At 68.1% G+C, this 24,823-nt stretch carries 24 protein-coding genes and 2 pseudogenes; 15 read left to right on the top strand and 11 right to left on the bottom strand.

Going from position 1 to position 24,823, the window contains the following annotated elements:
• Positions 1-46 precede the first annotated feature (46 nt).
• Positions 47-952: pseudogene (locus tag ACRSBM_RS21390) on the top strand (bile acid:sodium symporter family protein); the annotation flags it as partial.
• Positions 953-1,144: 192 nt separating this feature from the next.
• On the opposite strand, the gene ACRSBM_RS21385 reads toward ACRSBM_RS21390, so the two are convergent.
• Positions 1,145-1,357, bottom strand: a complete 213-nt coding sequence (locus ACRSBM_RS21385; protein ID WP_434445397.1) for a hypothetical protein — start codon at positions 1,355-1,357, stop codon at positions 1,145-1,147.
• Positions 1,358-1,502: 145 nt separating this feature from the next.
• On the opposite strand from ACRSBM_RS21385, the gene ACRSBM_RS21380 reads away from it, so the two are divergent.
• Positions 1,503-2,270, top strand: coding sequence for an alpha/beta fold hydrolase (locus ACRSBM_RS21380; protein ID WP_434445396.1), 768 nt, complete (start codon positions 1,503-1,505; stop codon positions 2,268-2,270).
• 282 nt (positions 2,271-2,552) lie between these two features.
• Here ACRSBM_RS21380 and ACRSBM_RS21375 read toward each other — a convergent pair whose 3' ends face one another.
• The 5 genes from ACRSBM_RS21375 to ACRSBM_RS21355 form a co-directional block, all read right to left on the bottom strand.
• Complete coding sequence (locus tag ACRSBM_RS21375) at positions 2,553-3,452, bottom strand: universal stress protein (RefSeq protein WP_434445395.1); 900 nt, start codon at positions 3,450-3,452, stop codon at positions 2,553-2,555.
• Positions 3,453-3,521: 69 nt separating this feature from the next.
• Positions 3,522-4,556 (bottom strand): TerC/Alx family metal homeostasis membrane protein, encoded by a 1,035-nt coding sequence (locus ACRSBM_RS21370; RefSeq protein ID WP_434445394.1) that lies wholly within the window; start codon positions 4,554-4,556, stop codon positions 3,522-3,524.
• A 109-nt stretch (positions 4,557-4,665) separates the two neighbouring features.
• Positions 4,666-4,791 carry a hypothetical protein gene (locus ACRSBM_RS21365; RefSeq protein ID WP_434445393.1) on the bottom strand — a complete coding sequence of 42 codons (126 nt, stop codon included), beginning with the start codon at positions 4,789-4,791 and terminating at the stop codon, positions 4,666-4,668.
• 138 nt (positions 4,792-4,929) lie between these two features.
• Positions 4,930-6,294 carry a sensor histidine kinase gene (locus tag ACRSBM_RS21360; RefSeq protein WP_434445392.1) on the bottom strand — a complete coding sequence of 455 codons (1,365 nt, stop codon included), beginning with the start codon at positions 6,292-6,294 and terminating at the stop codon, positions 4,930-4,932.
• The gene (locus tag ACRSBM_RS21355; protein WP_434445391.1) at positions 6,294-6,977 is read right to left on the bottom strand and encodes a response regulator; all 684 of its coding nucleotides are present in this window, start codon (positions 6,975-6,977) and stop codon (positions 6,294-6,296) included. The genes ACRSBM_RS21360 and ACRSBM_RS21355 overlap by 1 nt, the downstream gene beginning before the upstream one ends.
• 843 nt (positions 6,978-7,820) lie before the next feature.
• Here ACRSBM_RS21355 and ACRSBM_RS21350 point away from each other — a divergent pair.
• A complete protein-coding gene (locus tag ACRSBM_RS21350) occupies positions 7,821-8,435 on the top strand; it encodes an NAD-binding protein (protein WP_434445390.1) in 615 nt (204 codons plus the stop codon).
• 163 nt (positions 8,436-8,598) lie between these two features.
• Here ACRSBM_RS21350 and ACRSBM_RS21345 read toward each other — a convergent pair.
• The 4 genes and pseudogenes from ACRSBM_RS21345 to ACRSBM_RS21330 all read right to left on the bottom strand — a co-directional run.
• A pseudogene (locus tag ACRSBM_RS21345) lies at positions 8,599-8,784 on the bottom strand (DUF7662 domain-containing protein); the annotation flags it as partial.
• 35 nt (positions 8,785-8,819) lie between these two features.
• A complete protein-coding gene (locus ACRSBM_RS21340; RefSeq protein ID WP_030475722.1) occupies positions 8,820-9,023 on the bottom strand; it encodes a cold-shock protein in 204 nt (67 codons plus the stop codon).
• Between the two features lie 213 nt (positions 9,024-9,236).
• Positions 9,237-9,509 (bottom strand): hypothetical protein, encoded by a 273-nt coding sequence (locus tag ACRSBM_RS21335; protein WP_434445389.1) that lies wholly within the window; start codon positions 9,507-9,509, stop codon positions 9,237-9,239.
• 255 nt (positions 9,510-9,764) lie between these two features.
• Positions 9,765-10,892: an amidohydrolase family protein gene (locus ACRSBM_RS21330; RefSeq protein ID WP_434445388.1), complete on the bottom strand. Its 1,128-nt coding sequence runs from the start codon at positions 10,890-10,892 to the stop codon at positions 9,765-9,767.
• A gap of 99 nt (positions 10,893-10,991) precedes the next feature.
• Between ACRSBM_RS21330 and ACRSBM_RS21325 the strand changes: the two genes are divergently transcribed.
• From ACRSBM_RS21325 to ACRSBM_RS21275, 11 genes are all read left to right on the top strand, one after another.
• A complete protein-coding gene (locus tag ACRSBM_RS21325) occupies positions 10,992-11,156 on the top strand; it encodes a hypothetical protein (RefSeq protein ID WP_434445387.1) in 165 nt (54 codons plus the stop codon).
• 781 nt (positions 11,157-11,937) lie between these two features.
• The gene (locus ACRSBM_RS21320; RefSeq protein ID WP_434445386.1) at positions 11,938-14,283 is read left to right on the top strand and encodes a PEP-utilizing enzyme; all 2,346 of its coding nucleotides are present in this window, start codon (positions 11,938-11,940) and stop codon (positions 14,281-14,283) included.
• A complete protein-coding gene (locus tag ACRSBM_RS21315) occupies positions 14,280-14,888 on the top strand; it encodes a gamma-glutamyl-gamma-aminobutyrate hydrolase family protein (protein WP_434445385.1) in 609 nt (202 codons plus the stop codon). Before ACRSBM_RS21320 ends, ACRSBM_RS21315 begins: the two co-directional genes overlap by 4 nt.
• A complete protein-coding gene (locus tag ACRSBM_RS21310) occupies positions 14,885-15,628 on the top strand; it encodes an NTP transferase domain-containing protein (protein ID WP_434445384.1) in 744 nt (247 codons plus the stop codon). The genes ACRSBM_RS21315 and ACRSBM_RS21310 overlap by 4 nt, the downstream gene beginning before the upstream one ends.
• Entirely contained in the window at positions 15,613-16,128 is a 516-nt protein-coding gene (locus ACRSBM_RS21305) for an adenylyl-sulfate kinase (RefSeq protein ID WP_434445383.1), read from the top strand. The genes ACRSBM_RS21310 and ACRSBM_RS21305 overlap by 16 nt, the downstream gene beginning before the upstream one ends.
• Positions 16,125-17,324 (top strand): SGNH/GDSL hydrolase family protein, encoded by a 1,200-nt coding sequence (locus tag ACRSBM_RS21300; protein WP_434445382.1) that lies wholly within the window; start codon positions 16,125-16,127, stop codon positions 17,322-17,324. Before ACRSBM_RS21305 ends, ACRSBM_RS21300 begins: the two co-directional genes overlap by 4 nt.
• Positions 17,305-18,186, top strand: coding sequence for an alpha/beta fold hydrolase (locus tag ACRSBM_RS21295; RefSeq protein WP_434445381.1), 882 nt, complete (start codon positions 17,305-17,307; stop codon positions 18,184-18,186). Before ACRSBM_RS21300 ends, ACRSBM_RS21295 begins: the two co-directional genes overlap by 20 nt.
• Positions 18,187-18,189: 3 nt before the next feature.
• On the top strand, positions 18,190-18,951 hold the full coding sequence (locus tag ACRSBM_RS21290) for a class I SAM-dependent methyltransferase (RefSeq protein WP_434445380.1): 762 nt from the start codon (positions 18,190-18,192) through the stop codon (positions 18,949-18,951).
• Positions 18,948-19,814, top strand: a complete 867-nt coding sequence (locus ACRSBM_RS21285) for a sulfotransferase domain-containing protein (RefSeq protein ID WP_434445379.1) — start codon at positions 18,948-18,950, stop codon at positions 19,812-19,814. Before ACRSBM_RS21290 ends, ACRSBM_RS21285 begins: the two co-directional genes overlap by 4 nt.
• Positions 19,811-21,172: an MFS transporter gene (locus ACRSBM_RS21280; RefSeq protein ID WP_434445378.1), complete on the top strand. Its 1,362-nt coding sequence runs from the start codon at positions 19,811-19,813 to the stop codon at positions 21,170-21,172. Before ACRSBM_RS21285 ends, ACRSBM_RS21280 begins: the two co-directional genes overlap by 4 nt.
• A 6-nt stretch (positions 21,173-21,178) precedes the next feature.
• On the top strand, positions 21,179-21,904 hold the full coding sequence (locus tag ACRSBM_RS21275; RefSeq protein WP_434445377.1) for an inositol monophosphatase family protein: 726 nt from the start codon (positions 21,179-21,181) through the stop codon (positions 21,902-21,904).
• A gap of 64 nt (positions 21,905-21,968) precedes the next feature.
• Here ACRSBM_RS21275 and ACRSBM_RS21270 read toward each other — a convergent pair whose 3' ends face one another.
• Complete coding sequence (locus tag ACRSBM_RS21270; protein ID WP_434445376.1) at positions 21,969-23,324, bottom strand: serine/threonine-protein kinase; 1,356 nt, start codon at positions 23,322-23,324, stop codon at positions 21,969-21,971.
• Between the two features lie 74 nt (positions 23,325-23,398).
• On the opposite strand from ACRSBM_RS21270, the gene ACRSBM_RS21265 reads away from it, so the two are divergent.
• On the top strand, positions 23,399-24,658 hold the full coding sequence (locus tag ACRSBM_RS21265; RefSeq protein ID WP_434445375.1) for an IS701 family transposase: 1,260 nt from the start codon (positions 23,399-23,401) through the stop codon (positions 24,656-24,658).
• Positions 24,659-24,823 lie beyond the last annotated feature (165 nt).

Below are 24,823 nucleotides of genomic sequence, written 5' to 3'. Positions count from 1 at the left end.
CGCCTCTCGATCCGGAGCGCGGCCGTCGCATCGAGCAAAGGAGCTCCACGTGATCGCAACCGTTGTCCTGCCCGCTGCGCTGGCCGTCGTCATGTTCGGCCTGGGCCTGGGACTGACCAGAACCGACTTCGTCCGAGTGGCCAAGCAGCCGCGCGCGGTCGTCATCGCTCTGGCGTGCCAGATGATCCTGCTGCCGATGGTCACCTTCGGACTGGTCCTGCTGTTCGGGCTGCCCCCGCTGCTGTCGGTCGGGGTGATGCTGATCGTGGCCGCGCCGGGCGGCACGATCGCGAACCTGCTCAGTCACCTCTTCGGCGGCGACGTCGCCCTGAACCTCACCCTGACCGGGCTCAACTCGATCACCGCGGTGTTCACGATCCCGGTGATCGTCAATCTCTCCCTGGCCTACTTCGTATCCGACGGCGGTCAGATCGGACTCCAGGTCGCGGAGACGGTGCGGGTGTTCGTGCTCATCCTCGGCCCGGCGGCGGCCGGCATGCTGATCCGCAGGCTGGCTCCCGCGTTCGCCGAGCGCATGGAACGCCCTGTCCGGCTCGCGTCCATCGGCGTGCTGACGATCGTCATCGGCGCGACCCTGATGGCCGGCGGCCCGACTCTGATGGACAACCTCGGCTCCCTGGCCGGGATCACCGTGCTCGTCCTGGTTCTCAGCCTGGTGATCGGGTTCCTCGTGCCCAGGGCCGCCGGGATCGATCACCGTTCCGCGGTGGCCAGTTCGTTCGAGATCGGCCTGCACAACGCGACGGTCGCGGTCGTGATCGGGACAGCGGTGCTCGGTGAACCGCTGCTGGCCCTTCCGGCCGCGGTCTACGGCCCGGTCTCGATCATCGGCGGGATCGCTGGTGGCTTCGTGTTCCGCGCCCTCGACCGGCGGCGAAGCGTCGTCGGCGGACCCGCCGGAGCCAGCGGGGACGTGCCGAAGGCCGCCTGACCGCTGCCCCGCCTCCGTACGGCGCCGCGCGTTCTGTGCCGCTGGACGGCGTCCGGATGGGAGCCGCTGGCCGGCCGGGCGGCTCGTCGTCGCCCGCCGCTTGGGTGACGTGCGGCTGACGCTCGATCGTTAGCCGAGGCACGGGCCTTGCGCCGGCACAGCGGAGTCCCCTGCCGGACTCGTGTGGTGTCGTCAGGTGGCGGCCGCGTCGAGCCGCACCGGCATCTTGCCCACGTTGGCCCCGGACAGCATCCCCAGCAGCGCTGCTACGGCGTTTTCCAGGCCGTCCACCACCTCGCCGGGCTCCGGGCCGGGCATCTCCACGTCCACGATCGAGAAGTCCGCCGGGGACGGCATCCCGGCCGGACGTGCCACCAGATGAACCTCGCGGCTGCTCGTGCTCATCAGTCCTCTTTCCGGGTCGCGATGTTACCCATTGAAAAACGTAACACGCGGGCGGTTCAAGGCCTTGTGAACGTGTCGCACCCGCGGTTACTCTGCGGACGTTGTTACATGTGGCCGCACGTAACACCGGGAGAGAGGGGCAACGATGCCCGTCACCACCAATGGAATCCACTACGAGGTGCGCGGCGACGGGCCGCGGACGATCGTCCTCCTGCCGGGCTTCGGCTGTTCGATCGAATGCTGGGCCGGGGTGGCACCGCTGCTCGACGGCTATCGCGCTGTTCTGATGGATCTCCCAGGGCACGTGGGGTCAGCCGGTGCGCGCGCCGACGGGGATCTCCGGGCCCTCGCGAAAACCGTGTTCGAAGCGTGCCGGGAAATCGGGCTCGGCGGGTTCGTCGTGGGCGGGCTGTCGCTGGGCGGCGCCATCGGCCTGCGAATCGGACTGGACCACCCGGACGAGGTGCAGGCCGTCGTCGGCGTCATGCCGTGGAACGCGGGCGGTACTTCCCCCGGCGACCCGGTGATCGCAGCGTTCCACGCGGCCTATGGCGACGTGGAGACGATCACCGCGGGCGTCGCGGGCATCTCTCACGATCCGGCGAAGACGACCGACCTGGTGCGCAGCATGCCGACGGTCACCGAGAAGATGTGGCGCGGCTGGCTCGGTGGCGGCGTGTACACGAGCATGGCCGGCGAGTTGCCCGGACTGCGGATCCCGCTCCTGTACCTGGTCGGTGGCAAGGACATCGTGGTCAACCTGGAGAAGCAGATCTCCGACGTGCGGCAGGTCCCCGGCGGCCGGCTGGTGCTGCTCGCCGACGAGGGCCACCTCGCCTGCTACGAGGCCCCCGAGGTCGTGGCTCGGGAGATGCGCCAGTTCCTCGACGCCCACGCGGTTGTGGCCGTCTGACCAGCAGGGTCCACTATGGATGAAACTATGTCCATTTTGGACTGACTGTCGGAGCTGTCCCGGAAGGTGCGTCGGTGAGCTCGGCGGCGCCCGTGGGCCGGTCCTGATCAGCGCCGCGATGACACGCCCAGCACCCGTGGTTGCCGGGCGGGGGAGACTGGTTCGGTGGCCACCGCTTACCCGCTGTTGCCGGATTAGGTCAGCATCAGGTCGCGGCCAGGGAACGGACTGCGCGCGGTCAAGGCTGCCCGACGGCGAGGGCGACCATTTCGACGTAGCCGATCAGCTGTTCCTGCGCACCACGGCCACCGGACACGGGGCGTGGTACAGCACGGCGTGGCTGACCGAACCCAGCAACGCCCGCCTGATGGCGCCACGACCGTGGCTGCCGACGACCAGCAGTCCGGCGTCGTCCGCCACGTCGATCAGCGCCTGTGCCGGGCCGTGGAAGGACACGGTGCGTTCCACTTCGACGTCCGGGTGGTCCTCCAGGTGCCCGGCCACGCAGCGGGCGATCATCGCGTCGGACTCGGAGCGGACCTGGTCCCAGTTGTAGGACCAGTCCTGGTTGGGGGCGAGCGCCTCGATCGGCATGTCGGACCAGGCGTGGACGGCCAGCAGCCCGACGCCCCGGCGCTGGGCGAAGCCGAAGGCGAACTCGATCGCGGCCGCGCTGGTGTCGGATCCGTCGACCCCGACCACGACACGACCACCACTCGCCTTGCCTTCCCGCACGACGACCACCGGCCGTTCGTGGTGGCCGGCCAGTTCCGCGGCGGTCGAGCCCAGCAGCGCGCGGGTCAGGCCGGAACGGCCTGACGAGCCGACGACCAGGGTTTCCGCCTCCGCGCCGAGCCGGCCCAGCACATCGGCGGGATGTCCGTGCTCGATGAGGGTCGCGACGTCGAGGCCGGGGGACTGGCGCACGCACTCGGCGGTGAGCGCTGTCAGTTCGTTCTCAGCGTGTGAACGGATCGCGTCCTCGTTCACGGCTGCGGGCAATGGCGTGGTCAGCGGGGTCATGGCGAGTTCCGGAACCGGCCCTCGCACCACGTGGGCGATCAGCAGCCGGCAGCCGCGACTCGCCGCTTCCGGCGCTGCCCACAGGACGGCCGAACGAGCGGGCGCGGACCCGTCGAAGCCCGCCACGACCGCGTGTTTCCCGATTTCAGCGCCAGTCATTCCCGATCACCTCCGCCGTTCTGCCGGACTGGGTTCGGCTTTCCCCGCATCGCGATCGCCGAAACGTTGTCACCGCGCGCGGTCTCGCTCGTCGCGGGCGTTCCCGGCGGCCGTGCGCCGCGCGCGCAGCGAGCCGGAATGGGCCTTGGCGGACGGGTCGCGCCTGGTCTTGACCAGGCTCATCACCGTGACGACCACGAGTACCACGGCGATCACCAGGAGGCTGACCAGCGTGGGAATCTCGGGAACCCGAGGGTCGATGTCCTCGTGCGCCCACTGCAGGATCAGCTTGACCCCGATGAAGGCGAGGATCAGCGCGAGCCCGGTGGACAGGTACACCAGCCGGTCGAGCAGGCCCTGCACGAGGAAGAACAAGGCGCGCAAGCCGAGCAGCGCGAAGGCGTTGGCGGCGAAGACGACGTAGGGCTGAGCGGTGATGCCGAAGACCGCGGGGATGGAGTCGAGTGCGAAGAGCAGGTCGATGGTCCCGATCGCCACCAGCACCAGGAACAGCGGCGTGACCATGCGCCTGCCACCGTCGCGGGTGAACAGATCACCGTCCACATAGTCCTCTGTCACGGGCAGAACCCGGCGCGAGGTCTTGACCACGACGTTGTCCTCGATGTCGGGGTCCTCGTCGCGGTGCCGGTACAACTGGACGGCCGTGTAGATCAACAACAGGCCGAACAGCAGGAACATGAACGAGAACAACGACAACAGCGTCGCCCCGAGTGCGATGAAGATCGTCCGCATGATCAACGCGAGCACGATGCCGAACGTGAGCACCTTGTGCTGGTGTTCGTCCGGCACCGCGAAGGTCGCCATGATGATCACGAACACGAAGAGGTTGTCGACCGAGAGGCTCTTCTCGACCAGGTATCCCACGAAGTATTCCGTGCCCGGTCCGCTGCCGTAGTGCAACGTGAACCAGACACCGAACCCGAGCGCGACGGCCACGTAGAACACCGACCAGGCCGTGGCCTCGCCGAACCCGACGTGATGGGGACGCTTGGCCGCGACGACCAGGTCCACAGTGAGCAGCAGGACGACGAGACCGACCGTCAATGCCCACGTGAGCAGGCTGATATCGAGCTGTTCACTCATGCCACCTCCAGGATCGAAACCTTCGCTCGGCGGTGACGGGTACCCGGTCAGGCGGCGTTCGGTACATCGAAGACGCGAGACGGCGAACAACGCGCCGGCCGCGCTGTGCTCACAGGGCAGGTTGGTGCACTGCCCGTTTCGTACGGCACTCGGAGGCGACGACCCTCTCCAGCGCGTCCAGTGCCGCCTCGACCCAGCCGTCCACCGAGCTCGCCGACGCTCTGTCCGGAGCCATGCCGCAACGAACCTGACGAGTGGCTGACGATCGCTCACCGGGTGCCTCACTGGACTCGTCGGTGCGCCAAGTGGCTCTGGCTCGTCCTATGTGGACTCGGCATCCGATGGCCGAGCAGCAGCAGCGCGATGGCAGTTCTCAGGCGGGGGCCTCCGGTAGTTCCACGACGAACCGCGCTCCGCCACCGGGCCGGTCCTCGACCCACACACTGCCGTGATGGCGGCGGACGTGCTCGGCGACGAGTGCCAGGCCGAGGCCGCTGCCGCTGTCAGCGCGGCGGCTGCCGGCCCTGGCGCCGCGGGTGAACCGCTCGAACACCTGTGCCCGCATGTCAACGGGCACACCTGGGCCCGCGTCGTCGACCTCCAGCCGGACGTTCCGGCCGTGATGGAGCACCGCGAGCCGGACGGCGCCTCCGGCGTGCTGCTCGGCGTTCTCGATCAGGTTGCCGATCACCCGGTCGAGCCTTCGCCTGTCTCCGAGCACCAGCGGTGGCGGTGGTTCGACCACGATCTCGACGTCCGTACTCAGCCGCAGGCTCGCGGCACCCCGGACGAGAGCGCCGACGTCGAGCGGCTCGAAGTCGTCCCGGTCGCCGTCCTGGTCGGCGCGGCTGATCTCCATGAGGTCGACCACCATGCGCGCGAACCTGTCCACCTCGGACGTGAGCAGGTCCAGCGCCTTACCGGCGGTGCCGGGCAGTTCCGCCTGCCGGCGCCGGAGCACCGCGGCCGCGTTGACCATCGTCGTGAGCGGCGACCTCAGTTCGTGGCTGACGTCACCGGCGAATCTGGCATCGCGCAGCACGCGTTGCTCCAGTGCCTCGGCCGTGGAGTTGAACGTGCTGGCGAGGGGCCCGAGGTCGGGATCGGCCTGGTCCGGCAGTCGTGCTTTCAGATCTCCGCCCGCAATGCGGGACGCCGCGGCGGTCAGCTCGGTCAGGGGTCTCAGCGCACGCCTGCCGGCCCACGAGCCGAGCCCCACGCCGATCAGGCCGCTGAGGACCGTTCCGGCGATCAGCAGGCCGCTGAGGAACCGGAACGTGCGGTCGAGCTGCACGAGCTGGAAGAGCTCGACGTAGACCCCCTGCCCGTCCGCCAGCGACTGGGCCACCGCGATCACCGGGATGCCGTCGGCGCGCAGACGTTGCCGCGCCGGAGTGCCGTCGCGGGCCATCTCGATCAGGTCGCCGGGCACGACGGCGGGGTCGACCTGCCGTCCGCTCGTCAGCACCTCGTTCGGGCGGAAGAGCATGATCGTCGAGTCCGGGTTGGTGGTCAGACCGGTCAGCAGTTCGGTGAGCCCGTCCGAGTTGGTGCGGACGGCCTCCTCGACCAGCCTGAGGTTCACCTCCGCCTGCCGGGTCGTGGCCTGCACGCGCTGCCGCAGCATGTAGTCCGACGCGAGACTCCACGTGGCGACCGCCAGCAGGCTGGTGACGAGCACCGAACAGAGACCGAGCGCGGCGGCGACCCGCCAGCGCAGCGAGGGACGGCGGACCATCACCGGGGAGGGCCGATCTTGTAACCGGAGCCGCGCACGGTCAGCACGGACACCGGCTCGTCGGGGTTGTGCTCGACCTTGGTGCGGAGCCGGCGAATGTGCACGTCGAGCAGCCGGGTGTCGCCGTAGTAGTCGTATCCCCAAACCCGACGCAGCAGTTGTTCCCTGGTCACGATCCGCCCACCGGCCGCGGCCAGTTCGGCGAGCAGGCGGAACTCGGTGCGGGTGAGCCGGATCTCCTCACCACCGCGGTGCACGACGCCTTCGTCCGGCCAGATCTCCAGGTCCTCGACGCGGTGCGAGACGTTCTGCCGGGGACCGACACGCCGCCGCAGCAACGCCCGGATGCGCGCGGCCAGCTCACCCGCGACCAGGGGTTTGGTCACGTAGTCGTCCGCGCCCGCCTCCAGCCCTGCGATGACATCGGGCGTGTCGGTGCGCGCCGTCACGATGATGATCGGCAGATCTCCCTGTGCCCGCAGCATCCGGCAAACCTGCAGTCCGTCGACACCGGGCAGCATGAGATCGAGCAGTACGACGTCGAACGAGTCGGTGGCGAGCCGGCTCAACGCGTCCTCGCCGGAACCGGCCTCATCGACGTCGAAGCCCTCGTCGGCGAGAGCGAGGCCGAGGGCCTGGCGGATGCGCTCGTCGTCGTCCACGAGCAGCACGGAGAAATCCATGTCCTGCTTTTCCTCGCTGGTTTCTGGTGCTGCTTTTATCACGCCGCCATCGTGACCGCATCTCGATGGAAATGCGTGCCTTCGAAAGGAGTTCGTAAGGTTGCACAATGCGGGTGTCAGGCATGCTTGTCACCGCGGGTGAACACACCCGTTGTGGGTGCGCGCCCGCGCGCGTCCGGGGAAGGTCAGGCGTCGGCTGTCCAGATGCAGCCGACGCCTGTCTCAAGACGACGAAAGGCCAGCACCAGTCGTGACGGGTATGCCCACCACCGACGACGGCATGACGGGAACGATCCTGGTGTGTGACGGCTGCGGACGGTCTCGCCGCACCAGCGCCACCGGACTCTTCGCGTGGGACCTTCTCTGGCTGCAAGCCGACCAGGCGGGCTGGACCGGCTCGGACCGCCCGCTGGGCCCGCACTATTGCACCGTTTGCGTCGGCACGAGTAAATAACGCTTGCAGCGCAATAAATCCAGGTGCTCGAATCGTACGTTTCCCCTTGTCTCAGCGCGCGCGTTCGGGCCGGTGAAGGCGTGGCTCACCGAACTCCGGGCGGCTTGGTCCGCAGAAGCCCGCTTGCCAGGGAAGCTGGCCCGGCATCTGGATCGGCACAGTTCCTCGCCGATTCCCGCCGTGCTGCAGGCTGCTCCCGCCCGTCACCACAAAGAGCTCTCATCGAAAGGGCCTCGCAAGGTTCCACCGTGCGGGTTTCCGCCAGAATGTCGGTGGCGGACGCGAACCGGTCGGGGCGAGCGTCCGCGCCAAACCGCCACGGGGAGATCCGGGTACCGGCCGGCAGGATCGGCGGCCGGTACCCGCCCGCGCACGATGAGGAACACTGGATGCGCTCACACGCCGTGCTCATCGGCTACAGCGCCCGTGGCCGTGTCGTCCTGAGTGCACTGTTCGCCGGCGGCCACGCGACGGACTTCACCGTGGTCGACGCCGACCCCGAACGTGTCGCACAGGCCGGGGTGGACGGCGTGCGCGGGGTGGCAGGTGAAGGCTGGCGCCTGGACGTTCTGTGGCTGGCCGGTGTGCACACCTCGGACCACATCGTCATCGCGGTGACCGACGACGCCCTGGCCCTGCGCATCACCTCGGTCGTGCGCAGCCTGAACGAGACCGCCACGATCACCACTCTGGTGCGCAGCACGCAACTGCACGAGCTCATCGAGTTCCTCGGAGCTGACCACGTCCTGGTCGCGGACCGGGTCGGCGAGTGGGCACTCAAGATGGAAAGCCTGCCGTACGAACAGCTGACGGAGCTGGAATGGGCCGTGCTGGAACGCCCGGTGATGCAGGACGAGGTCGGCAGTTCGCCGCTGGAGTGCGGCAACGAGGTGCTGGCCGTCGTGCGGGACGGCCGGCGGATCTGGGTCGAGGATCCGGCGGTCGGGGAGTTGCGCGGTGACGACGTGCTGGTCGTGCTGAGCAGCGCGCCCGAGGACACCTGACCGGGTAGTCGGACAGTCCAACCTCGCCGGCGACACGCCAAGCACAACGCACGCGCACGTCCAGAGCGGAAGTGCCGTCGTCGACGGATAGCTGAATCGCTGTACGTCCGGCTCTCTCACCGGGGGCATCCAGCGGAGCGTCATGTCGAACAAACCGCACGCGGCGGCGCTCTAAGGAGACGAAGTCGCCCCGCCAAGCGGCGTGGTGCCACGCCGCCCGCCGGGGCAGCAGCCCGCCGACCCACCACGCCGGGTGCTCGTATGCCGATGCCGGCCGATCGCCGAGGAGGTCGGCGATCAACAGAGCCCGGCCGGATGGATCATCCGGCCGGGCTCTGTTGTGGTCCACGTGCGCCGCTGACGGATCAGCGGCTGGCCACTGGACTAGGCGGGGACGATGTTCTCCGCCTGCGGGCCCTTCTGGCCCTGCGTGATGTCGAAGGAGACCTTCTGGCCTTCCTGGAGCTCACGGAAGCCCTGAGCGGCGATGTTCGAGTAGTGGGCGAAGACGTCTGCGCCGCCACCGTCCTGCTCGATGAAGCCGAAGCCCTTTTCAGCGTTGAACCACTTGACGGTTCCGGTGGCCATGGTGCACTCCAAGCATGAATGTGGCACCCGCACTGTGCGGGGCCGGGGTGATCCGCCATGGCCAGAGGCGCTGAACAGCAAAACGCCCGTGACCTGTGATCACGGGCGACCAGTACTTCGGAACCATGACAGACGTCATTACGCTACACCAACCGACCTACGCGACCGGCACCGACACGCCCCAACCCCGGGGTTACGCGGCGCCGTTGGCGCTCAGCAGCCCTTCGAGGCCTGGTCAGCGCGTCCGGCGCGGTGCAGGCGCCGGTGTACTTCGTCGATGTCGGAACTGACATAGCGGGTCGTCGCCTGCAGGTCGGTGCCGAGGTTCTGGAGCGTCCATCCGTCTGCTGGTGTGTCGCGCTGGCGGTACACCGCGCAGGACCAGTCGGAGAGGTGGGGGTCAGCCGCGGCCCACGCCCGCTCCCGCGCCGCCACCCGCGCGGCAAACACTCCCGGTAGACGCTCATCATCGATCCGGTCGAGCATCCGCCAAGTGGTCGGCGTGCTGGCACCGGCCCCCACACCTCATGCCGGTCACCGAACACCTCGGCCTGCGAGACACAGTCCGCGCCATCCGCGCTCGCCACCGCCTTATTGAACCTTTTCAGCCTGGCATCGAGCCCGGCGGTGCCGGGCCGTCGATCAGCCCCCGGACGCCGCCGGCCTCGCCACGTTGAAAGGTTCACTTGTGACATCCGATTCAGCTACTCAGATAATCACCGATGGGCTGCGAGCCCTTTATCACTTCACGGGCACTTTAATTCTGAACAGGTTCTCTGCGTTTCGGAACGCAATCTTTTCCTTGTCTTCGCGTGGCAAATCGACTCCGCGGAACCAGTCGGTCTGCTCCTTTATGTCCGCGAACGGGTAGTCGGTCGCGAACATCACTCGATCCACGCTTATGTACTTCAGCAGGAGATCGAGCAGTTCGGTCTGGGGGAATGCGCTGGTGGTGACCCAGAAGTTGTCCTGGAAGTATTGCCCGAAGGGCTTCTCGAGCGAGTCTTCGGTCGGCTCGCCCATGTCATTGACGATCCGCTCGTAGTAGAAGGGAAGCCCTTCGCCCATGTGGCCGATGATGATCTTCAGTTTGGGGAATCTGTCGAAGACCCCGTACGCGATCATCCGAACGCATTGGGTCAGCACCTCCTGGTGCCAGCCGTATCCAGACCCACTGAAAATGTAGTCCTGGTGCTGTTCCGTGTATTTAGACCGTGTGGTGCTGTAGTAGATCTTGAAGACCTCGTCGGCTGGATAGCCGGGATGCAGGTAGATCGGCACATCGAGAGCAACGGCACGTGCCAGCACGGGTTCGAAATCGGGATGATCGAGATACTTTTTAGCGATGTGCCCGTTGGTCAGTGCGCCTAGGAAGCCATCTTCCCGAACCGAGCGTTCCAGTTCGTCCGCCGCCGCCTCCGGGCTCTGCAGGGGCAAGGTGGCGAAAGCCTTGAATCGGCCCGGATAGTTGGTGATTGGCCCGTCTACAAGTTGCCGGTTAAGACGATAGGCAAGGTCGATGCCCTCTTGCCCGGGGACATTTTGTACGGAGGGTGTATGAGCAGAGAGGATCTGAACGTTGAGTCCCCCTGCATTCATATCGCCGATGCGGCGTTGGCCTAGATCCGAAAGACCAATTTCCTCGAGGAACGCTATGTGTTCCTGACTGATGGAGTTCAGCTCCAACAACGTGGGAGTCGAAAAGGTCTCCTCCGTGCCGATGAAGGGCAGGTCCCGGTCTCGCAACGCAATGTCCGGAGTCTTCTTGTTCCCGTCCGCTGCCGAAACGACGGCATACGCGGACAAGCCGGCACCAGCGCCAAGAGCAGTGGCAGCGGCTAGAAAGCCGCGGCGTCCCATGGACTTCATGTCAGTCTCTCTTCAGGTGTTTGTGTGGTGTGGTATCCGCACGGCATCCGTCTGCGAGATGCTTCAGTTCGACCCTTCGTCGTTACGAGGCGCGCCCAGGTGTCCACCCACGCCGCGCCCCCCTTCGACCTCGGCGCCGGTTCCGCCGGAACACTGCCGGCCGAGACCACGGGTCTTCGCGTCCTGCTTGCGCACCACGGCAGCGCCGACCGGCGGCACCACGAGGAACCGCTCGCCGGCGCGCGGCGGCTGTGGTGGAGCTGACGACCTGCCCGCGTGCGCGCTGTGCGGGCCGGCCGCGCCCAGGTCCCACGCTGTTGTCGCCGTGCGACCCGGCGACAGGGAACGCCGTCACCAGCGCCATGGCGCACACCCAGGATCTCAACCGCCTGGGCGGCGCTTTCCCTGACGGCGTTGCATTCACAACCATCAACACCTCCTACACACGAGTTGCCTCGCTCGTCTGACGCCGACTTCGTACCAAGCGAATCTGAGACGACCGTTAAAAAGGCTCCTGACACGATCTCTGGCGCCTGAACCGGCAGCGCCGGTCAAAGCGCGAACCAGGCCGCGTCGCGGTCGGCCTGGCGGTGCTCGTGGCTGACGGGCTCGACAGAGCGGAACGTGACGCAACGGCGCTGAACGGCAGCCAACGTCCACGCAACCGGTTGGCGTCCAACCAGGTCGCAGGGGACCGCCGGGCCTGCCTGATGCCGTCCGCGAGCGTGCCGACCTCGCATCAACAGGATCCGAAATGGACGGTTTCACACTTCATCTGTGTCGCAGTACGCGGTCTCACGCATTCGCCGAACGCAGCCATCTTCATCTTGTCAACTCACATTTTCGCCGAACAGTCGCAAACTCATACAGGCCAATTGGAATACGAACGTGTGGACTCACCTGGGGGTTTAGCTGCTCGCGGGCCTGGATAGCCGGGAACCACTGGGGTTGTTCACCGGACGTACAGGGGGACTTGTTCGCGCATTCACTTCCCATTCACCGGTCACCTCATGCGCTGGTCGCGTTTCGGAAGCGAAGGAGGATCATGGCGGCGAAAGTCGTGCGGTTGGCGTCCAAGGCGGAGACGCTCGAACTGCTGGCACCACTGGTCCGCACCGCACGGGTGCTGCCGTTGTCGTACTTCCTGGTCGAGAAGTGGCTCGCCGACCCCGAAGGGGTCCTCGACGACATCGAGAACCGTGAATGGGGGCGACAGCCGCTGATCGTGCGCAGCAGCACGAGACAGGAAGACGACCCCCGCACCCTGATGCCGGGGAGCTACCTGTCGGTGCCGGGGGTCGCGGGACGCGAAGCGGTGCGCGCCGCCACCGAAGCAGTGATCGGTTCCTATCGGGACCGGTTGCCGGACAACGAGGTTGAGAACCAGATCGTCCTGGTACAGCCCTATGTCGACGACGCGGTGATGAGTGGCGTCCTGTTCACCTGCGACCCCAACACGGGCGCGCCCTACCTGGTCGTGAACTACGAGGAGGACGGCGATCCGGAGGCGGTCACCAGTGGCCGGCGGGCACAGCTGCGCACGTACTACGCGTGGAAGAACGCCGAAGTCACGTCCGGCAACGGCCGGCTGGCACGGCTGAGCGTGCTGGCGCGGGAGCTGGAGGAGTTGCTGGAGCTGGGCAATCTGGACGTCGAGTTCGCGTTCGACAGTCGTGACGAGCTGTTTCTGTTGCAGGTACGGCCGATGGTGACCGCCGCGTCGAGTGACAACGCCGCGCACGAGGACGGGTTGCGCGCCATCGTTTCGAAGGTGCGCAGTGCGAGCAGGCGTCATCCGCACCTGCGCGGCCGGCGGACCGTTTTCGGGGTCATGCCGGACTGGAATCCCGCGGAGATCGTCGGCACGCGGCCGCGGCCCCTCGCGTTGTCGCTGTACCGGCGGCTGATCACCGACGCGCAGTGGGCGGACCAGCGGGCTCGCTACGGCTACCGTGACGTGCGCGGGTTTCCGCTGATGCTGGACTTCTTCGGGTTGCCGTACGTCGACGTCCGGGAGAGCTGCAACTCGCTCGTTCCCGCCGCGGTCTCCGACGATCTCGCCGAGCGGCTGGTGGACCACTACATCGACCGGCTCGCCGACAACCCGGAGCTGCACGACAAGGTCGAGTTCGACGTCGTGTTCTCCTGTTACTCCTTCATGATCGGCCAGCGCCTGGCCGATCAGACCGGAAACCTGTTCAGCGCGGGTGAACGTGATGACATCGTCACGGCGTTGCGGTCGCTCACCAATGCGCTCATGGACCCCGAGCACGTGGCGCGGCAGGAGGACGTCGCGGCCATCTTCTCGCTGGAGGCCAAGCTCACCGCCGTGCGGCAGTCCGATCTGGACCTGCCGGCGCAGATCTACTGGTTGCTGGAGGACTGCCGGCGGTTCGGCACCCTGGCGTTCGCCGGGTTCGCCCGGCTTGGCTTCATCGCCACCGAGATCCTGCGGTCCCTCGTCGCGGTCGGGGTGATCACCGACGAGGATGTCGCACGGTTGATGGCGTCGCTGGACACCGTCACCAACCGGATGCTGCGTGACCGCACCGCGTTGTCCCGCGAGGAGTTCCTGCACCGGTACGGGTTTCTGAGGCCCGGCACGTACGACATCCGGTCTCCGCGGTACGACGAGAACCCCGACGGCTACTTCGACTGGCCGAACGGGCACGTGCGCACGGCACCATCCACGCCGTTCCGGCTCCCCGACTCGACCATGCGCGGCATCGACGACCTGTTGCGGCAGCACCGGCTCGACCAGGACGCCTACGGGCTGCTGGCGTTCGTGGTGCGCAGCATCGAACAGCGGGAGAACTCCAAGTTCGAGTTCTCCCGGCACCTCAGCGAAGCGCTCTCGCTGCTCAAGCTGCTGGGGGAGAGCGCCGGCATGGGCGTCGACGACATGTCGTTCGTGAGCATCGAATGCATCGACGAGCTCTATCGCGGCGCATCGAGCCCGGAGTCGGTGTTGCGCCGGTGTGCCGAGAACGGGCGGGAGCAGTACAAGCTGACGCGACGCCTGGTGCTGCCGCCGATCATCACCGACCCGGCCGACGTGACGGCGTTTCACCTGCCCAGCACCGAACCGAACTTCGTGACGCACAACAGCGCCACTGGACGCGTCGAGCTGGTCTCCTCGCACCCGGCCGAGCTCGCGGGCAAGATCCTCATGCTGCCCAGCGGGGATCCCGGGTACGACTGGATCTTCTCCGAGGGCGTGGCGGGGTTCATCACGCGCTACGGCGGGGCCAACTCCCACATGGCGATTCGCGCGCACCAGTTCGGTGTTCCGGCCGTCATCGGGGCAGGCGACGTGCTGTACGACCGGTGGGCGTCCGCCGGAAGTCTCACCATCGACGGCCTCAACCGCCGGGTGGAGGTGCTGCGATGACGTGCGTGGCGGTGACGGCGCGGGTCGTGGTCGATCCGGTGCACCACACGCGCAGTGACGCGATCGACCAGCGCTGGTGGGACTTCCTGGACGCGTGCGGGTTACTCGCGCTCCCGGTGCCCAACGACGTCACGACAGCGCTGCGGCTGGTGCGCGAGGTGCCGGTCGGCGGCATCCTGCTGACCGGCGGCAACGATCTCGCCGCGTTCGGCGGTGACGCGCCGGAACGGGACCGCACCGAGTCGGCGTTGCTGGACGAGGCGCTGCGCAGGAAGCTCCCGGTCGTCGGGGTGTGCCGCGGGATGCAACTTGTGCTGTGCCGCTTTGGGGTGGCGCTGTCGCGGGTGCGCGGACATGTTGAGGCGCAACAGACAATCCTCGTCGACGGACGCGAGCGCGTGGTCAACAGCTACCACAACTGGGCGGCGACGGACGTGGTCGCGCCGTTGCGGGTGTGGGCGACCGGGCCAGGCGAAGTCGTGAAGGGCGTGCGGCATGCCTCGAAACCGTTGCTGGGCATGATGTGGCATCCGGAACGACTGCCCGTAGCGCTTGCCGAACCTGATCGCCGTCTGTTCACAAGTCACTTCGGGGGCGAGTCATGAGGGGCGTGATCCTCGCCGCCGGCCGTGGCAGCAGGCTCGGTTCCCTGACCGACGAGCGCCCGAAGTGCCTTGTCCCGTTGGCGGGCAGGACCTTGCTGGACTGGCAACGTTCGGCGTTGACGACGGCGGGGGTGGGAGAGCTGGCCGTCGTCACGGGATACCGGGGTGAGCTGATCGCGGAGCGCGGGCTGATGACGTTCCCGGCGCGCCGCTGGGCGGAGACCACCATGGTGGGCTCGCTGCTCGCCGCCTCGCCGTGGCTCGAAGCCGGTCCGTGCGTCGTGTCGTACAGCGACATCGTCTACACAGCGAGCACGGTGCGTGCGCTCGTCACCGCACCGGGAGAGCTCGCCATCAGCTACGACCCGCAGTGGGCGGTCCTGTGGCACAAGAGATTCGCCGATCCGCGCGAGGACGCCGAGAGCTTCCGCCTGACCGCGGACGGCTGCCTGGCGGAGATCGGCGCACCGCTGCGGGACCTGAGCCAGGTCGAGGGTCAGTACATGGGTTTGCTCCGATTCACCCCGCGTTCGTGGGCGGCGGCGCTGAGAGTCCTCAATGGACGGGAGGGAGTCCTGGACATGACGGGCTTGCTGCAACAGCTCGTCGAGGACGGGCAGCGGGTCGAGGCAGTGCCGTGCGACGGACCGTGGTGCGAGGTCGACGGCCCCGGCGATCTGCGGGTGGGTGAGGAGATCGTCCGCCGCAACGAGGAGGTGTTCGCGTGGTCATCTGGTTGATCGGCCTGTCCGGGGCGGGAAAGACGACGATCGGTACCAGGCTCGTGGAACGGCTGCGCGCCGAACATCCCGGCGTCGTCTACCTCGACGGTGATCTGCTCCGCGAGGTGTGGGGTGGCACGCTGTCGCACGACGTGGCCGGACGTGAGGTGAACGCCGAGAGGCTCAGCAGACTGTGCCGCATGCTCGACCGGCAGGGCGTGCACGTGGTCGCCGCCGTGCTGTCGATCTTCCCGCACTGGCGGGAGTGGAACCGGCGGAACCTGTCGCGGTACTTCGAGGTGTTCCTCGACGTGCCCATGGACGTGGTCGTCGATCGCGACACGAAAGGCCTCTACCAGGCCGCTTTGCGCGGTGAGGCGGAGAACGTCGTCGGTGTCGACATCCCGTTCCCGCGGCCGGCGAACCCGGATCTGGTGCTGGACAGCTCCGGCCGGGACGGCACGCCCGACGAGTTGGTCGAGCGCATCCTGTCGGCGCCGGGACTGGTGATGTCATGAGGGTCATCGGAGCGATCTCGGCCGTGATGGCCGTGGTGGCCGTGGAACTGGGGCTCGCGGTGCTGATCCGCAGGCTGCGGCACGGCTTCCCGTGGCTTCTCTCGCCCGCGGACGTCGCGCCGGAGATCCCCGCCGCGCTGGTCGAGCGCCACCGGTCGTTCGACGCGGACCTCGGCTGGTGCCGTCGTCCCGGCGAGCGGGGAACCGAGCTCACCGACCGCGGGGAGACGCGGTACGAAGTGGACGGACTGGGCAGGCGGCACAACCCCGGATTCGCCGGGCTACCAGCCGCAGTGGCGTGCTTCGGGGACTCCTACGTCTTCTGCCGCCTGGTGAACGACGACGAGACGTGGCCGCATCAGCTGTCCCGGCTGCTCGGCACGAACGCCGCGAACTACGGCGTCGGCAACTACGGCCTCGACCAGGCCCTGCTGCGGCTCGAACGGGAACTGCCCGGTCTCGAAGCCGACGTGGTCGTCATGGGAGTGGTGCCGGAGACCATCGCGCGCGTGCACTCGTACTGGAAGCACTACTTCGAGTACGGCAACGTGCTGGCGTTCAAGCCGCGGTTCACCCTGGAGAGCGGCACGCTCGTCGCACACCCGCCGGCCGTCACTTCACCGGACGACTACCAGACCTACCGCGAGCAGCTTCCTCACATCATCGCGCTGGATCCGTTCTACCACGCGAAATTCCGCCGCGACCTGCTCGCGTTCCCGTACCTGCCGAGGCTGCTGCTGCGCGCCCGGCGCCACTTCCCCGTGCTTGCGCACCTGGTCAGGGGACGGCCGCGGGACGCGTTCGACGAGGTGCTGCGGGACAACGCGCGCTGGACGGCCCGGCTCTACGCCGATCACGGCGCGTGCGAGCTGCTCGGAGCGCTCGTCGAGCGGTTCGCCGCGGTGTGCCGCGCCGCCGGGAAGCACCCGGTCCTGCTGATCGTTCCGCAACCGGCGGACCTGGACCGCGACGGAGGCACGGCTCACCGGCACATGACCACGCGCCTGGCCACGAGGCTGCCGGTCGTGGACGTCACCGACCGGTTCCGGCGGGAGCCCGACCTGTTCGTGCACGGCAAGCTGGGACCGCATTGCGGTCCGCGGGGCAACGCCGTCATCGCCTCCGAGCTGCGCCCTGTCGTCGAGCCGCTACTCGAGGTCCGAGAAGGAGGAACGCATGCGCGCCAAGGTGCGTGACACCGAACTGTACTTCGACGTCGAGGGCGCGGGCCTCGTGCCGGACGGCGCGGGAATGCGTGAGAAACCCGTGCTCTTCCTGGTTCCCGGTGGTCCGGGTGGTGATCACGCCGGGTTCAAGCCCGCCTTCTCCCCGTTGAGCGACAAGGCTCAGCTGGTGTACCTGGATCACCGGGGTAGTGGCCGATCGGCGCACGGTCCACATGAGACGTACACGATGGACAACCACGTCGAGGACATCGAGACGTTGCGTCAGCACCTCGGCCTCGACAGGATAGGGCTCCTCGGCGTCTCCTACGGCGGAATGGTCGCGATGAAGTACGCGACCCGCTACGACGCCTGCCTGTCACATCTGATCCTCGTCGTCACCGCGCCAGACCACCGGTTCATGAAGCGAGCACAGGAAATCCTCGCCGAGCGCGGCACACCGCGCCAGCAGGAGGCCGCTGAGCGGTTGTGGGCAGGGGCGTTCGAGACCGACGCACAGATGCGGGAGTACTTCGAAACGCTCGGGCCGATGTACTCCCGCACGTTCGACCTCGCCCAGGAGCGGTCGCGGCGGTTCATCTTCTCGCCTGAGGCCATCAACGCCGCGTACGGCAAGGACCTGCACGGCTACGACGTCACGGGGGAGCTGCACCGGATCACCGCACCGACGCTGGTGATCGGCGCACGCCACGACTGGATCACCGCGCCGGAGTTCTCAGTCGAGATCGCCGAGGGCATTCCCGGCGCGGAACTGCGGATGTTCGAGAACAGCGGCCACAACGTGCACGCCGACGAGTACGACGCGTTCATCGACGTCGTGCGCGGATGGCTGACCTACCCACCACAGCCCGTCAACGCAACGAAAGGTGTGTGAAGCATGACGTCCAGTCCAAAGGTCGACTGGGACTACACGAAACTCGCGGCCACGTACACACAACGCCCTCCGTACGCGGCACGCGCGGTTGACCGCATCATCGAAGCGTGTGGACAGTCACGGCCGAAAGTCGCGGACATCGGCGCGGGCAACGCCCACCTCACCGTCGAACTGCTCGCCCGCGGCTGTGTCGTCGACGCGGTGGAACCCAACGACGCCATGCGTTCGATCGGCATTGAGCGAACGGAAGGCGGCGAGGTGACGTGGCACGTCGGTGTCGGCGAGGACACCGGTCTGTCCGCCGGCGCCTACGACCTCGTGACGTTCGGTTCGTCGTTCGCCGTGACCGACCGGCCTGTCGCGCTCCGGGAGACCGCCAGGATCCTGCGCAGGCCCGGCTGGTTCGCCTGCCTCTGGAACCACCGCGACCTCGACGACCCGCTGCAGCGCGACATCGAGGCGTTGATCCGCAGGAGGATCCCGGACTACGGCTACGGTCTGCGGCGCGAGGACCAGGCCCCGGTGATCGAGGAGAGTGGTCTTTTCGAGCCTCCGGTCGTCATTCGCGAACCGATCCTGCACCGCGTGAACGTCGCGGAGTGGCTCGCCGCCTGGCGCTCGCACGGCATCCTGGAACGACAGGCCGGCGCGGAGTTCGACAGCATCCTCACCGACATCGACCGGCACGTGCACGCGCTCGGCGTCGACGAGATCGACGTGCCGTACGTGACGGTGGGATGGCTCGCGGCGGTGCGTGGCTCATGAGCGTTCTGCTGCCCGATCCCGGACTCGCTCTCGGCCGGGTCAGCGACCTCTACCGGCGCAATCTGACGATGCTCGGCCCGCAGGACGTCGTCATCGCGAGTCACGGCGGCTCCGGTCAGTCGCTCATCGGCAACATCCTCTACGAGGTCGGGCTGAACTACGTCGACGCCTACACCGAGGTCCTGCACGCCGACGGCCGCGCGGCCGCGGCGGACGCGCACTCCGCGTACCGCACGCACTTCGCGTCGTTGCACAGCAAGGACACCGGCGGGGAGGCGCGCCCGGCACAGCTGTGGCCGCGGCTGGTCAAGACCCATCACGTGCCGGTTGTTTTCTCCGAAGCGACGTTCGGGGGTGTGTGGCTGCTCGTGCGTGATCCGCGGGACGCGATCTACGCGAGCTACCAATGGCGGTCGCGGTTCGGCGAGGAACCCTGGGACCAGGTGCCTGACACGTTCGAGGCGTGGCTCTCCGGCCCCGGTGACTTCAGCCGGAGTCCCGCCGACGACTGGGCGGCGTTCTACGCGGCCTGGGCCAGTGCCTTCCCCGAGGCCGGCGTGCTGCGGTTCGAGGACCTCAAGCAACGGCCCGTCGAGGTTGTCACGAACATCGTGCGGAGTCTCGGCGTCGAGGTCAGCGAGACCGACGTCATCCGCGCGGTCGACGCGAGCTCGTTCACGAGAATGCGTGAACATGAGGAGCGGACGGCCGGCTCCCGCCCTGGTGGCGGCCGGATGGTGCGCGAGGGCAGGACCGACGGCTGGAAGGGGTGGATGACTCCGGATCTCGCCGGGTACTTCATGAGCGTGGAACTGCGCACCACCGCCCGTGAGTACGGCTACGACCTGCCGGAGACCCCGTGACGACAGGCCAGCGACGGGCGACCGGCGACGTCAAGGCGTGGCCGGTCGCCCTGCTGCTCGCGAGTGCGTCCCTGCTCGTGTTGTTCGACAGCCTCGCGGTCGCGACCGCGCTGCCGACCATCGGCGCCGAGTTCTCGTTGCGGCCGGGCGTTCTGCAGTGGGTCGTCAGCCTGTACTCGGTGAGCATCGGCGCGTTCCTGATCCTGGGCGGCCGGACCTGTGATCTGTGGGGCCGCAAACGCATCATGGTGGCGAGCCTGGCGCTGTGCACCGTCGCCGGCCTGATCGCGGGTCTCGCGCCGAACCTGCCGGTGTTGCTCGTGGGACGCGCGTTGCAAGGATTGGCCGCGGCGTTCGCGATCCCGGCGGCGCTGGCCACCGGCGCCTCGACGTTCCGCGAGGAACCATGGCGCAGCAGGGTGTTCTCGGTGATCGCTTTCGCGGCGTGGATCGCAGGCCTGGCGGGAGCGATGCTGGGCGGTCTGATCACCGTCCACTTCGGATGGCGCTGGGTGTTCCTGGTGACCGTGCCGGTCGGCGTGGTGGCGTTCCTGGCCGCGCTGTTGTTGCTGCCGGCGGACGCGACGCCGGATGGGGAACGGGAACGGCTCGACCTCTGGGGAGCGCTGCTCGCCAGCACCGGGCTCGTGGTGCTGATCGTCGGGCTGGAGGAACTGGGCAGGGGTACCCACACCGGCCGGGCCGTGCTGGTGGTGTGCGCGGCGCTCGCCGTACTGGCCACGTTCGTGCACGTGGAGCGCAAGGTGCGGCATCCGCTCGTCAAGCCGCGTCTGGTGCGGTCACGGCGGATGATCGGCAGCTGCCTCACCTTCGGCGCCTACTGCGTGGGGTACACCGCGGTCATCGTGGTGCTCAGCCTGAGTTTGCAGGAGGTCCACGGGCTGTCGGCGGCGGGTGCGGGACTCGCGCTGACCCCATTGCTGCTCGGCGGAATCGCCAGCGCGTTGCTCGCTCCCATGGTGCTGCGCCGGTTCAGTGCGCGGGTCGTGGTCACGATCTCGCTCGTGTTCTGCGCGCTGGCGTTGGCGATGATCGCGATCACGCCGACCACCACCGCGTTGTTGCCGTGGCTCGTGCTGTGGGGCCTGGCCTCGGGGCCGGTGTACGTCGCGCTCACCCGTGAATGCATCACCGACGCCGCGGAGGAAGACCGTGGCGCGGCGTCGGCGCTGTTCGAGTCGATGAGTCACGTCGGTGGCGCGATCGCGATCGCGGTGTTCATGACGTTGCTCGGGGCCGGCGTCAGCTACCGCTCCACCGAGCTGGTCGGCGTGGCCGTGGTGGCCGCGGGTGCGGTCGTCGCGCTGACCGTGCTGCCGCGCTGGCAGAAGGGGTGATCCGCGGTGGACGACCACGCGCTGGCCCACCACCTCGCCGCGCAGGCCCGCGACCTGCTGGTGCGGTTGCGGCTGACCGATCTCGACGGCGGGGAGCTGGGGCGCGAGGGCGACCGGCAGGCACACGTCCTGCTCACCGGCGCCTTGCGCGAACACCGGCCCGGTGATGCGGTGCTGTCCGAAGAAGGCGCGCTGGAGCGCGGTCCGCGGCTGTGGATCGTGGATCCCCTCGACGGCACTCTCGAGTACCGCGCCGGCCGGGACGACTGGGCCGTGCACGTCGCCCTCGCCGAGAACGGCAATCTCGCCGCGGGAGCCGTCGCGCTGGCATCGGGCCGCACGCACAGCACCCTCGCACCGGCACCGCTACCCGTTCCACCGCAACGTACTCGGCCCCGTGTCGTCGTGAGTCGCAGCCACCGCCCGCCCCTGGCCGACGCACTGGCCGCGGTGCTGGACGTCGATCTGGTCCCACTCGGCTCGGCCGGTGTCAAAACCATCGAAGTCTGCACGGGTGCCGCCGACGCGTACGTCCACGACGGGGGCCAGCACGAGTGGGACAGCGCCGCACCTGTCGCCGTGGCCAGGGCCGCCGGCGCCCATGCGTCACGGATCGACGGAGCGCCGCTGGTCTACGGCGGACCCACCGCGCGCATCCCGGATCTGCTGGTGTGCCGGCCGGAGCTGGCGTCGGTGCTGCTGGAAGCACTCTCGTTGGCACGCTTGTCGTGAGGTCCTGACCACCGGTTCGGCGCCATCGGCAGCCGGTCCAGGCGGCGGTGCAACGACTCGCGGCTCAGTAGCCCGCTTCGCGCGAGTGGGCGATGAGCAGCTTGCCGTCCCGGATCACGAGGTCCAGCCGGAAACGCTCGATCGACAACTCGTCCTCAGGGGCACCCTGCTTGCGCAGCGTCAAGTCGACCTCGACGGCATACCTCTGGTCGTCCTGTGCGGTGCTGCTGATCACGGGTTCGCCGTAGATCGCCACCAGGTCGTACTGGTTCCAGTACTGGTCGTCGTTCCCCTCGGCAGGCCGGAACTCGGGAACCCAGTCCTGCCGCGCGCCCGCGGTGTCCTTCGGAAGTTTGGCGAAGTGCTGCTTGATGAAGGCGTCGACGTCCTGGGTGGTGAACGCGGCGGCCGACGAGGGAGGGGGCTCCGCCGGCTTGCTCGTGTTCTGACCCGTCGAACCGTTGCCCGATCCGGTGGCCCGGTCGCCGTTGAGCAGAAAAGTCGCGGTCACCACCGTGGTGACGAGCACCACCAGCACGGCCGCGGCGACCACAACCCGTGCCCGGCGCCCTGGGCGGGCCGGCTGGATCGCGGTGGCGGACACCGTGGCGGACGTCGGGCCGGTGAGGATCGTCAGCTCCTCGACGACCTGCGCGGCCGTCGGCCTGGCCGCCGGCTCGATCGCCAGCAGCCGGTTCAGCAGCGGCGTCAGCGGTCCGGACCGGGCGGGCGGCGTGACCTGTCCGGTCGAGATCTTGTAGAGCAGGCCGAACTCGTTCTCGCTGTGCCCGAACGGTGGCTGCCCCTCCGTCATCGCGTAGAGCGTCGCCCCGAACGAGAACATGTCCGCCGCCGGGTTGGGGTCCGCGCCACGGGCCAGCTCCGGCGCGAGGTAGGCGAGCGTGCCCGCGAGCATCCCGGTCCTGGTGACCGCCACGTCGCCGACCGCACGGGAGATGCCGAAATCCGTGATCTTGACGCGGCCGTTGTGTCCGATCAGGACGTTGCCCGGCTTGACGTCCCGGTGGACGATCCCCACCTCGTGCGCCGCGGCGAGCGCGGCCACGACCTGTGCGCCGATCCGCGCGGTCTCCGCGGGCGACAGGGTGCCCCGCTCCGCGAGCACCGCCGACAGACTGCGGGACGGCAGGTACTCGATCACCAGGCACGGTTTGCTGTCCTCGATCACGACGTCGAAGACCCCGATCGCGTTCGGGTGGTGCAACCGCGCGGCGATCCTGCCCTCCCGCATCGCCCGCTGACACGCCTCCTCGACGTGTCTCGGTTGCAGGTCAGGCAGCAACAGCTGCTTGATCGCGACCTCGCGGTGGAGCAACTCGTCGCGTGCTCGCCACACGACTCCCATCGCGCCGCTGCCGAGGCGTTCGAGCAGGGCGTACCGGTCGGCAAGAGTCTGCACGGCCGCACAGGCTACTAGTAGTGCTTTGTTAGGTGGGATGTTCGGGTGGCTGTCGTGTGTGATCTTCTTGCCGGGTGACTCCGGAGGAGATGGCTCGGGTTCGGCCGGTGATCGAGGACTTCGCCGCGGCGATGTTCGGCGGGTTCGCGCGGCGTGACCAGCGGGCGAAGGGCGAGCTGTATCTGCGTGGGTTGATGCTGGACGGCAAGCGCAAGTCGATGCAGCCGATGGCGGAGCGGCTCGGGGTCGATCATCAGCAGTTGCAGCAGTTCGTGAGCACCTCGACGTGGGATCACGTCGAGGTGCGGCGACGCCTGGCGGCCTGGGCCGGCAAGTTCGTCGACCCGGACGCGCTGGTCATCGACGACACCGGTTTTCCCAAGGACGGCAAGGATTCCCCCGGTGTGGCACGCATGTATTGCGGCGCGCTGGGCAAGACCGGGAACTGTCAGATCGGGGTGAGCGTGCACGCGGTCACCGACTGGGCCTCGGCCGCGATCGACTGGCGGTTGTTCCTGCCGGAATCGTGGGACGACGAGAAAACCGCCGATGACACAACGGCCGCCGAGATCCGGACGCGCCGGGCCCGCAGTGTGATCCCGGACGAGGTGCGGCATCGGGAGAAGTGGCGCCTCGCGCTGGACATGCTCGACGAGGTCACCGGCGACTGGGGCCTGCCGCAGCGGCCGGTGGTGGCCGACGCCGGTTACGGCGATGCCACCGAGTTCCGGCTCGGCCTGACCGAACGCGGCCTGACCTACGTGCTGGCCGTCAGCCCGGCCGCGACCGCCCACCCCGCCGAGGCGATGCCGACGACCGCGGCCTGGGCCGGCAACGGCCGCCCGCCGGGGCCGCGCTACCAGGACAAACCTGTCGACCTGAAGACTCTGGTCATGAACGCGGGCCGATCGGCCGGCAGGTTCGTGGTCTGGCGCCACGGAACCAAGAAGTCACCGGGCAATCCGACCGCGAGCATGCGGTCGCGGTTCCTCGCGCTGCGGGTCCGGCCGGCCAACCGCAACATTCCCCGCAATCCCGACGGGAGCCTGCCCGAGTGCTGGCTGCTGGCCGAGTGGCCGCCCGGCGCACCCGAGCCCACCGACTACTGGCTTTCCACCCTGCCCGCCGACATCCGGCTGCGGGATCTGGTGCGGCTGGCCAAGATCCGCTGGCGCATCGAGCACGACTACCGCGAACTCAAAGACGGCCTCGGCCTGGACCACTTCGAAGGCCGTTCCTGGCTGGGCTGGCACCGCCACGTCACCCTCGCCGCCGTCGCCCAAGCCATCTGCACCCAGCTCCGCCGCACCCCAAAAGCCCCTGCGCAGGCCTGACGCTCTACGCGGTCCTGCGCGAACTCCAGGCCTTACTCGCGGTCTGGACAGGCGTCTGCCACACCTGCCGACAACCCGTCCAGACCCCAACACTCACAACAACACCCCAGGTCAGCAACACCTAACAAAGCACTACTAGGGCCTGTAGGCGAGTTCCGAGGATTG

It is taken from the genome of Lentzea xerophila (assembly GCF_051094245.1).
Taxonomy (GTDB): domain Bacteria; phylum Actinomycetota; class Actinomycetes; order Mycobacteriales; family Pseudonocardiaceae; genus Lentzea; species Lentzea xerophila.
This window is presented reverse-complemented; position numbering and strand designations above follow the sequence as displayed.

What these genes read in the sequence shown, in the direction of transcription:
- ACRSBM_RS21285 (WP_434445379.1), top strand. Translation starts at nt 18,948, where the DNA reads ATGAGCGTTCTGCTGCCCGATCCCGGACTCGCTCTCGGCCGGGTCAGC.
- ACRSBM_RS21375 (WP_434445395.1), bottom strand. Translation starts at nt 3,452, where the DNA reads ATGACTGGCGCTGAAATCGGGAAACACGCGGTCGTGGCGGGCTTCGAC.
- ACRSBM_RS21330 (WP_434445388.1), bottom strand. Translation starts at nt 10,892, where the DNA reads ATGAAGTCCATGGGACGCCGCGGCTTTCTAGCCGCTGCCACTGCTCTT.
- ACRSBM_RS21385 (WP_434445397.1), bottom strand. Translation starts at nt 1,357, where the DNA reads ATGAGCACGAGCAGCCGCGAGGTTCATCTGGTGGCACGTCCGGCCGGG.
- ACRSBM_RS21300 (WP_434445382.1), top strand. Translation starts at nt 16,125, where the DNA reads ATGAGGGTCATCGGAGCGATCTCGGCCGTGATGGCCGTGGTGGCCGTG.
- ACRSBM_RS21370 (WP_434445394.1), bottom strand. Translation starts at nt 4,556, where the DNA reads ATGAGTGAACAGCTCGATATCAGCCTGCTCACGTGGGCATTGACGGTC.
- ACRSBM_RS21360 (WP_434445392.1), bottom strand. Translation starts at nt 6,294, where the DNA reads ATGGTCCGCCGTCCCTCGCTGCGCTGGCGGGTCGCCGCCGCGCTCGGT.
- ACRSBM_RS21365 (WP_434445393.1), bottom strand. Translation starts at nt 4,791, where the DNA reads ATGGCTCCGGACAGAGCGTCGGCGAGCTCGGTGGACGGCTGGGTCGAG.
- ACRSBM_RS21340 (WP_030475722.1), bottom strand. Translation starts at nt 9,023, where the DNA reads ATGGCCACCGGAACCGTCAAGTGGTTCAACGCTGAAAAGGGCTTCGGC.
- ACRSBM_RS21320 (WP_434445386.1), top strand. Translation starts at nt 11,938, where the DNA reads ATGGCGGCGAAAGTCGTGCGGTTGGCGTCCAAGGCGGAGACGCTCGAA.
- ACRSBM_RS21355 (WP_434445391.1), bottom strand. Translation starts at nt 6,977, where the DNA reads ATGGATTTCTCCGTGCTGCTCGTGGACGACGACGAGCGCATCCGCCAG.
- ACRSBM_RS21295 (WP_434445381.1), top strand. Translation starts at nt 17,305, where the DNA reads ATGCGCGCCAAGGTGCGTGACACCGAACTGTACTTCGACGTCGAGGGC.
- ACRSBM_RS21310 (WP_434445384.1), top strand. Translation starts at nt 14,885, where the DNA reads ATGAGGGGCGTGATCCTCGCCGCCGGCCGTGGCAGCAGGCTCGGTTCC.
- ACRSBM_RS21335 (WP_434445389.1), bottom strand. Translation starts at nt 9,509, where the DNA reads ATGCTCGACCGGATCGATGATGAGCGTCTACCGGGAGTGTTTGCCGCG.
- ACRSBM_RS21380 (WP_434445396.1), top strand. Translation starts at nt 1,503, where the DNA reads ATGCCCGTCACCACCAATGGAATCCACTACGAGGTGCGCGGCGACGGG.
- ACRSBM_RS21350 (WP_434445390.1), top strand. Translation starts at nt 7,821, where the DNA reads ATGCGCTCACACGCCGTGCTCATCGGCTACAGCGCCCGTGGCCGTGTC.
- ACRSBM_RS21315 (WP_434445385.1), top strand. Translation starts at nt 14,280, where the DNA reads ATGACGTGCGTGGCGGTGACGGCGCGGGTCGTGGTCGATCCGGTGCAC.
- ACRSBM_RS21290 (WP_434445380.1), top strand. Translation starts at nt 18,190, where the DNA reads ATGACGTCCAGTCCAAAGGTCGACTGGGACTACACGAAACTCGCGGCC.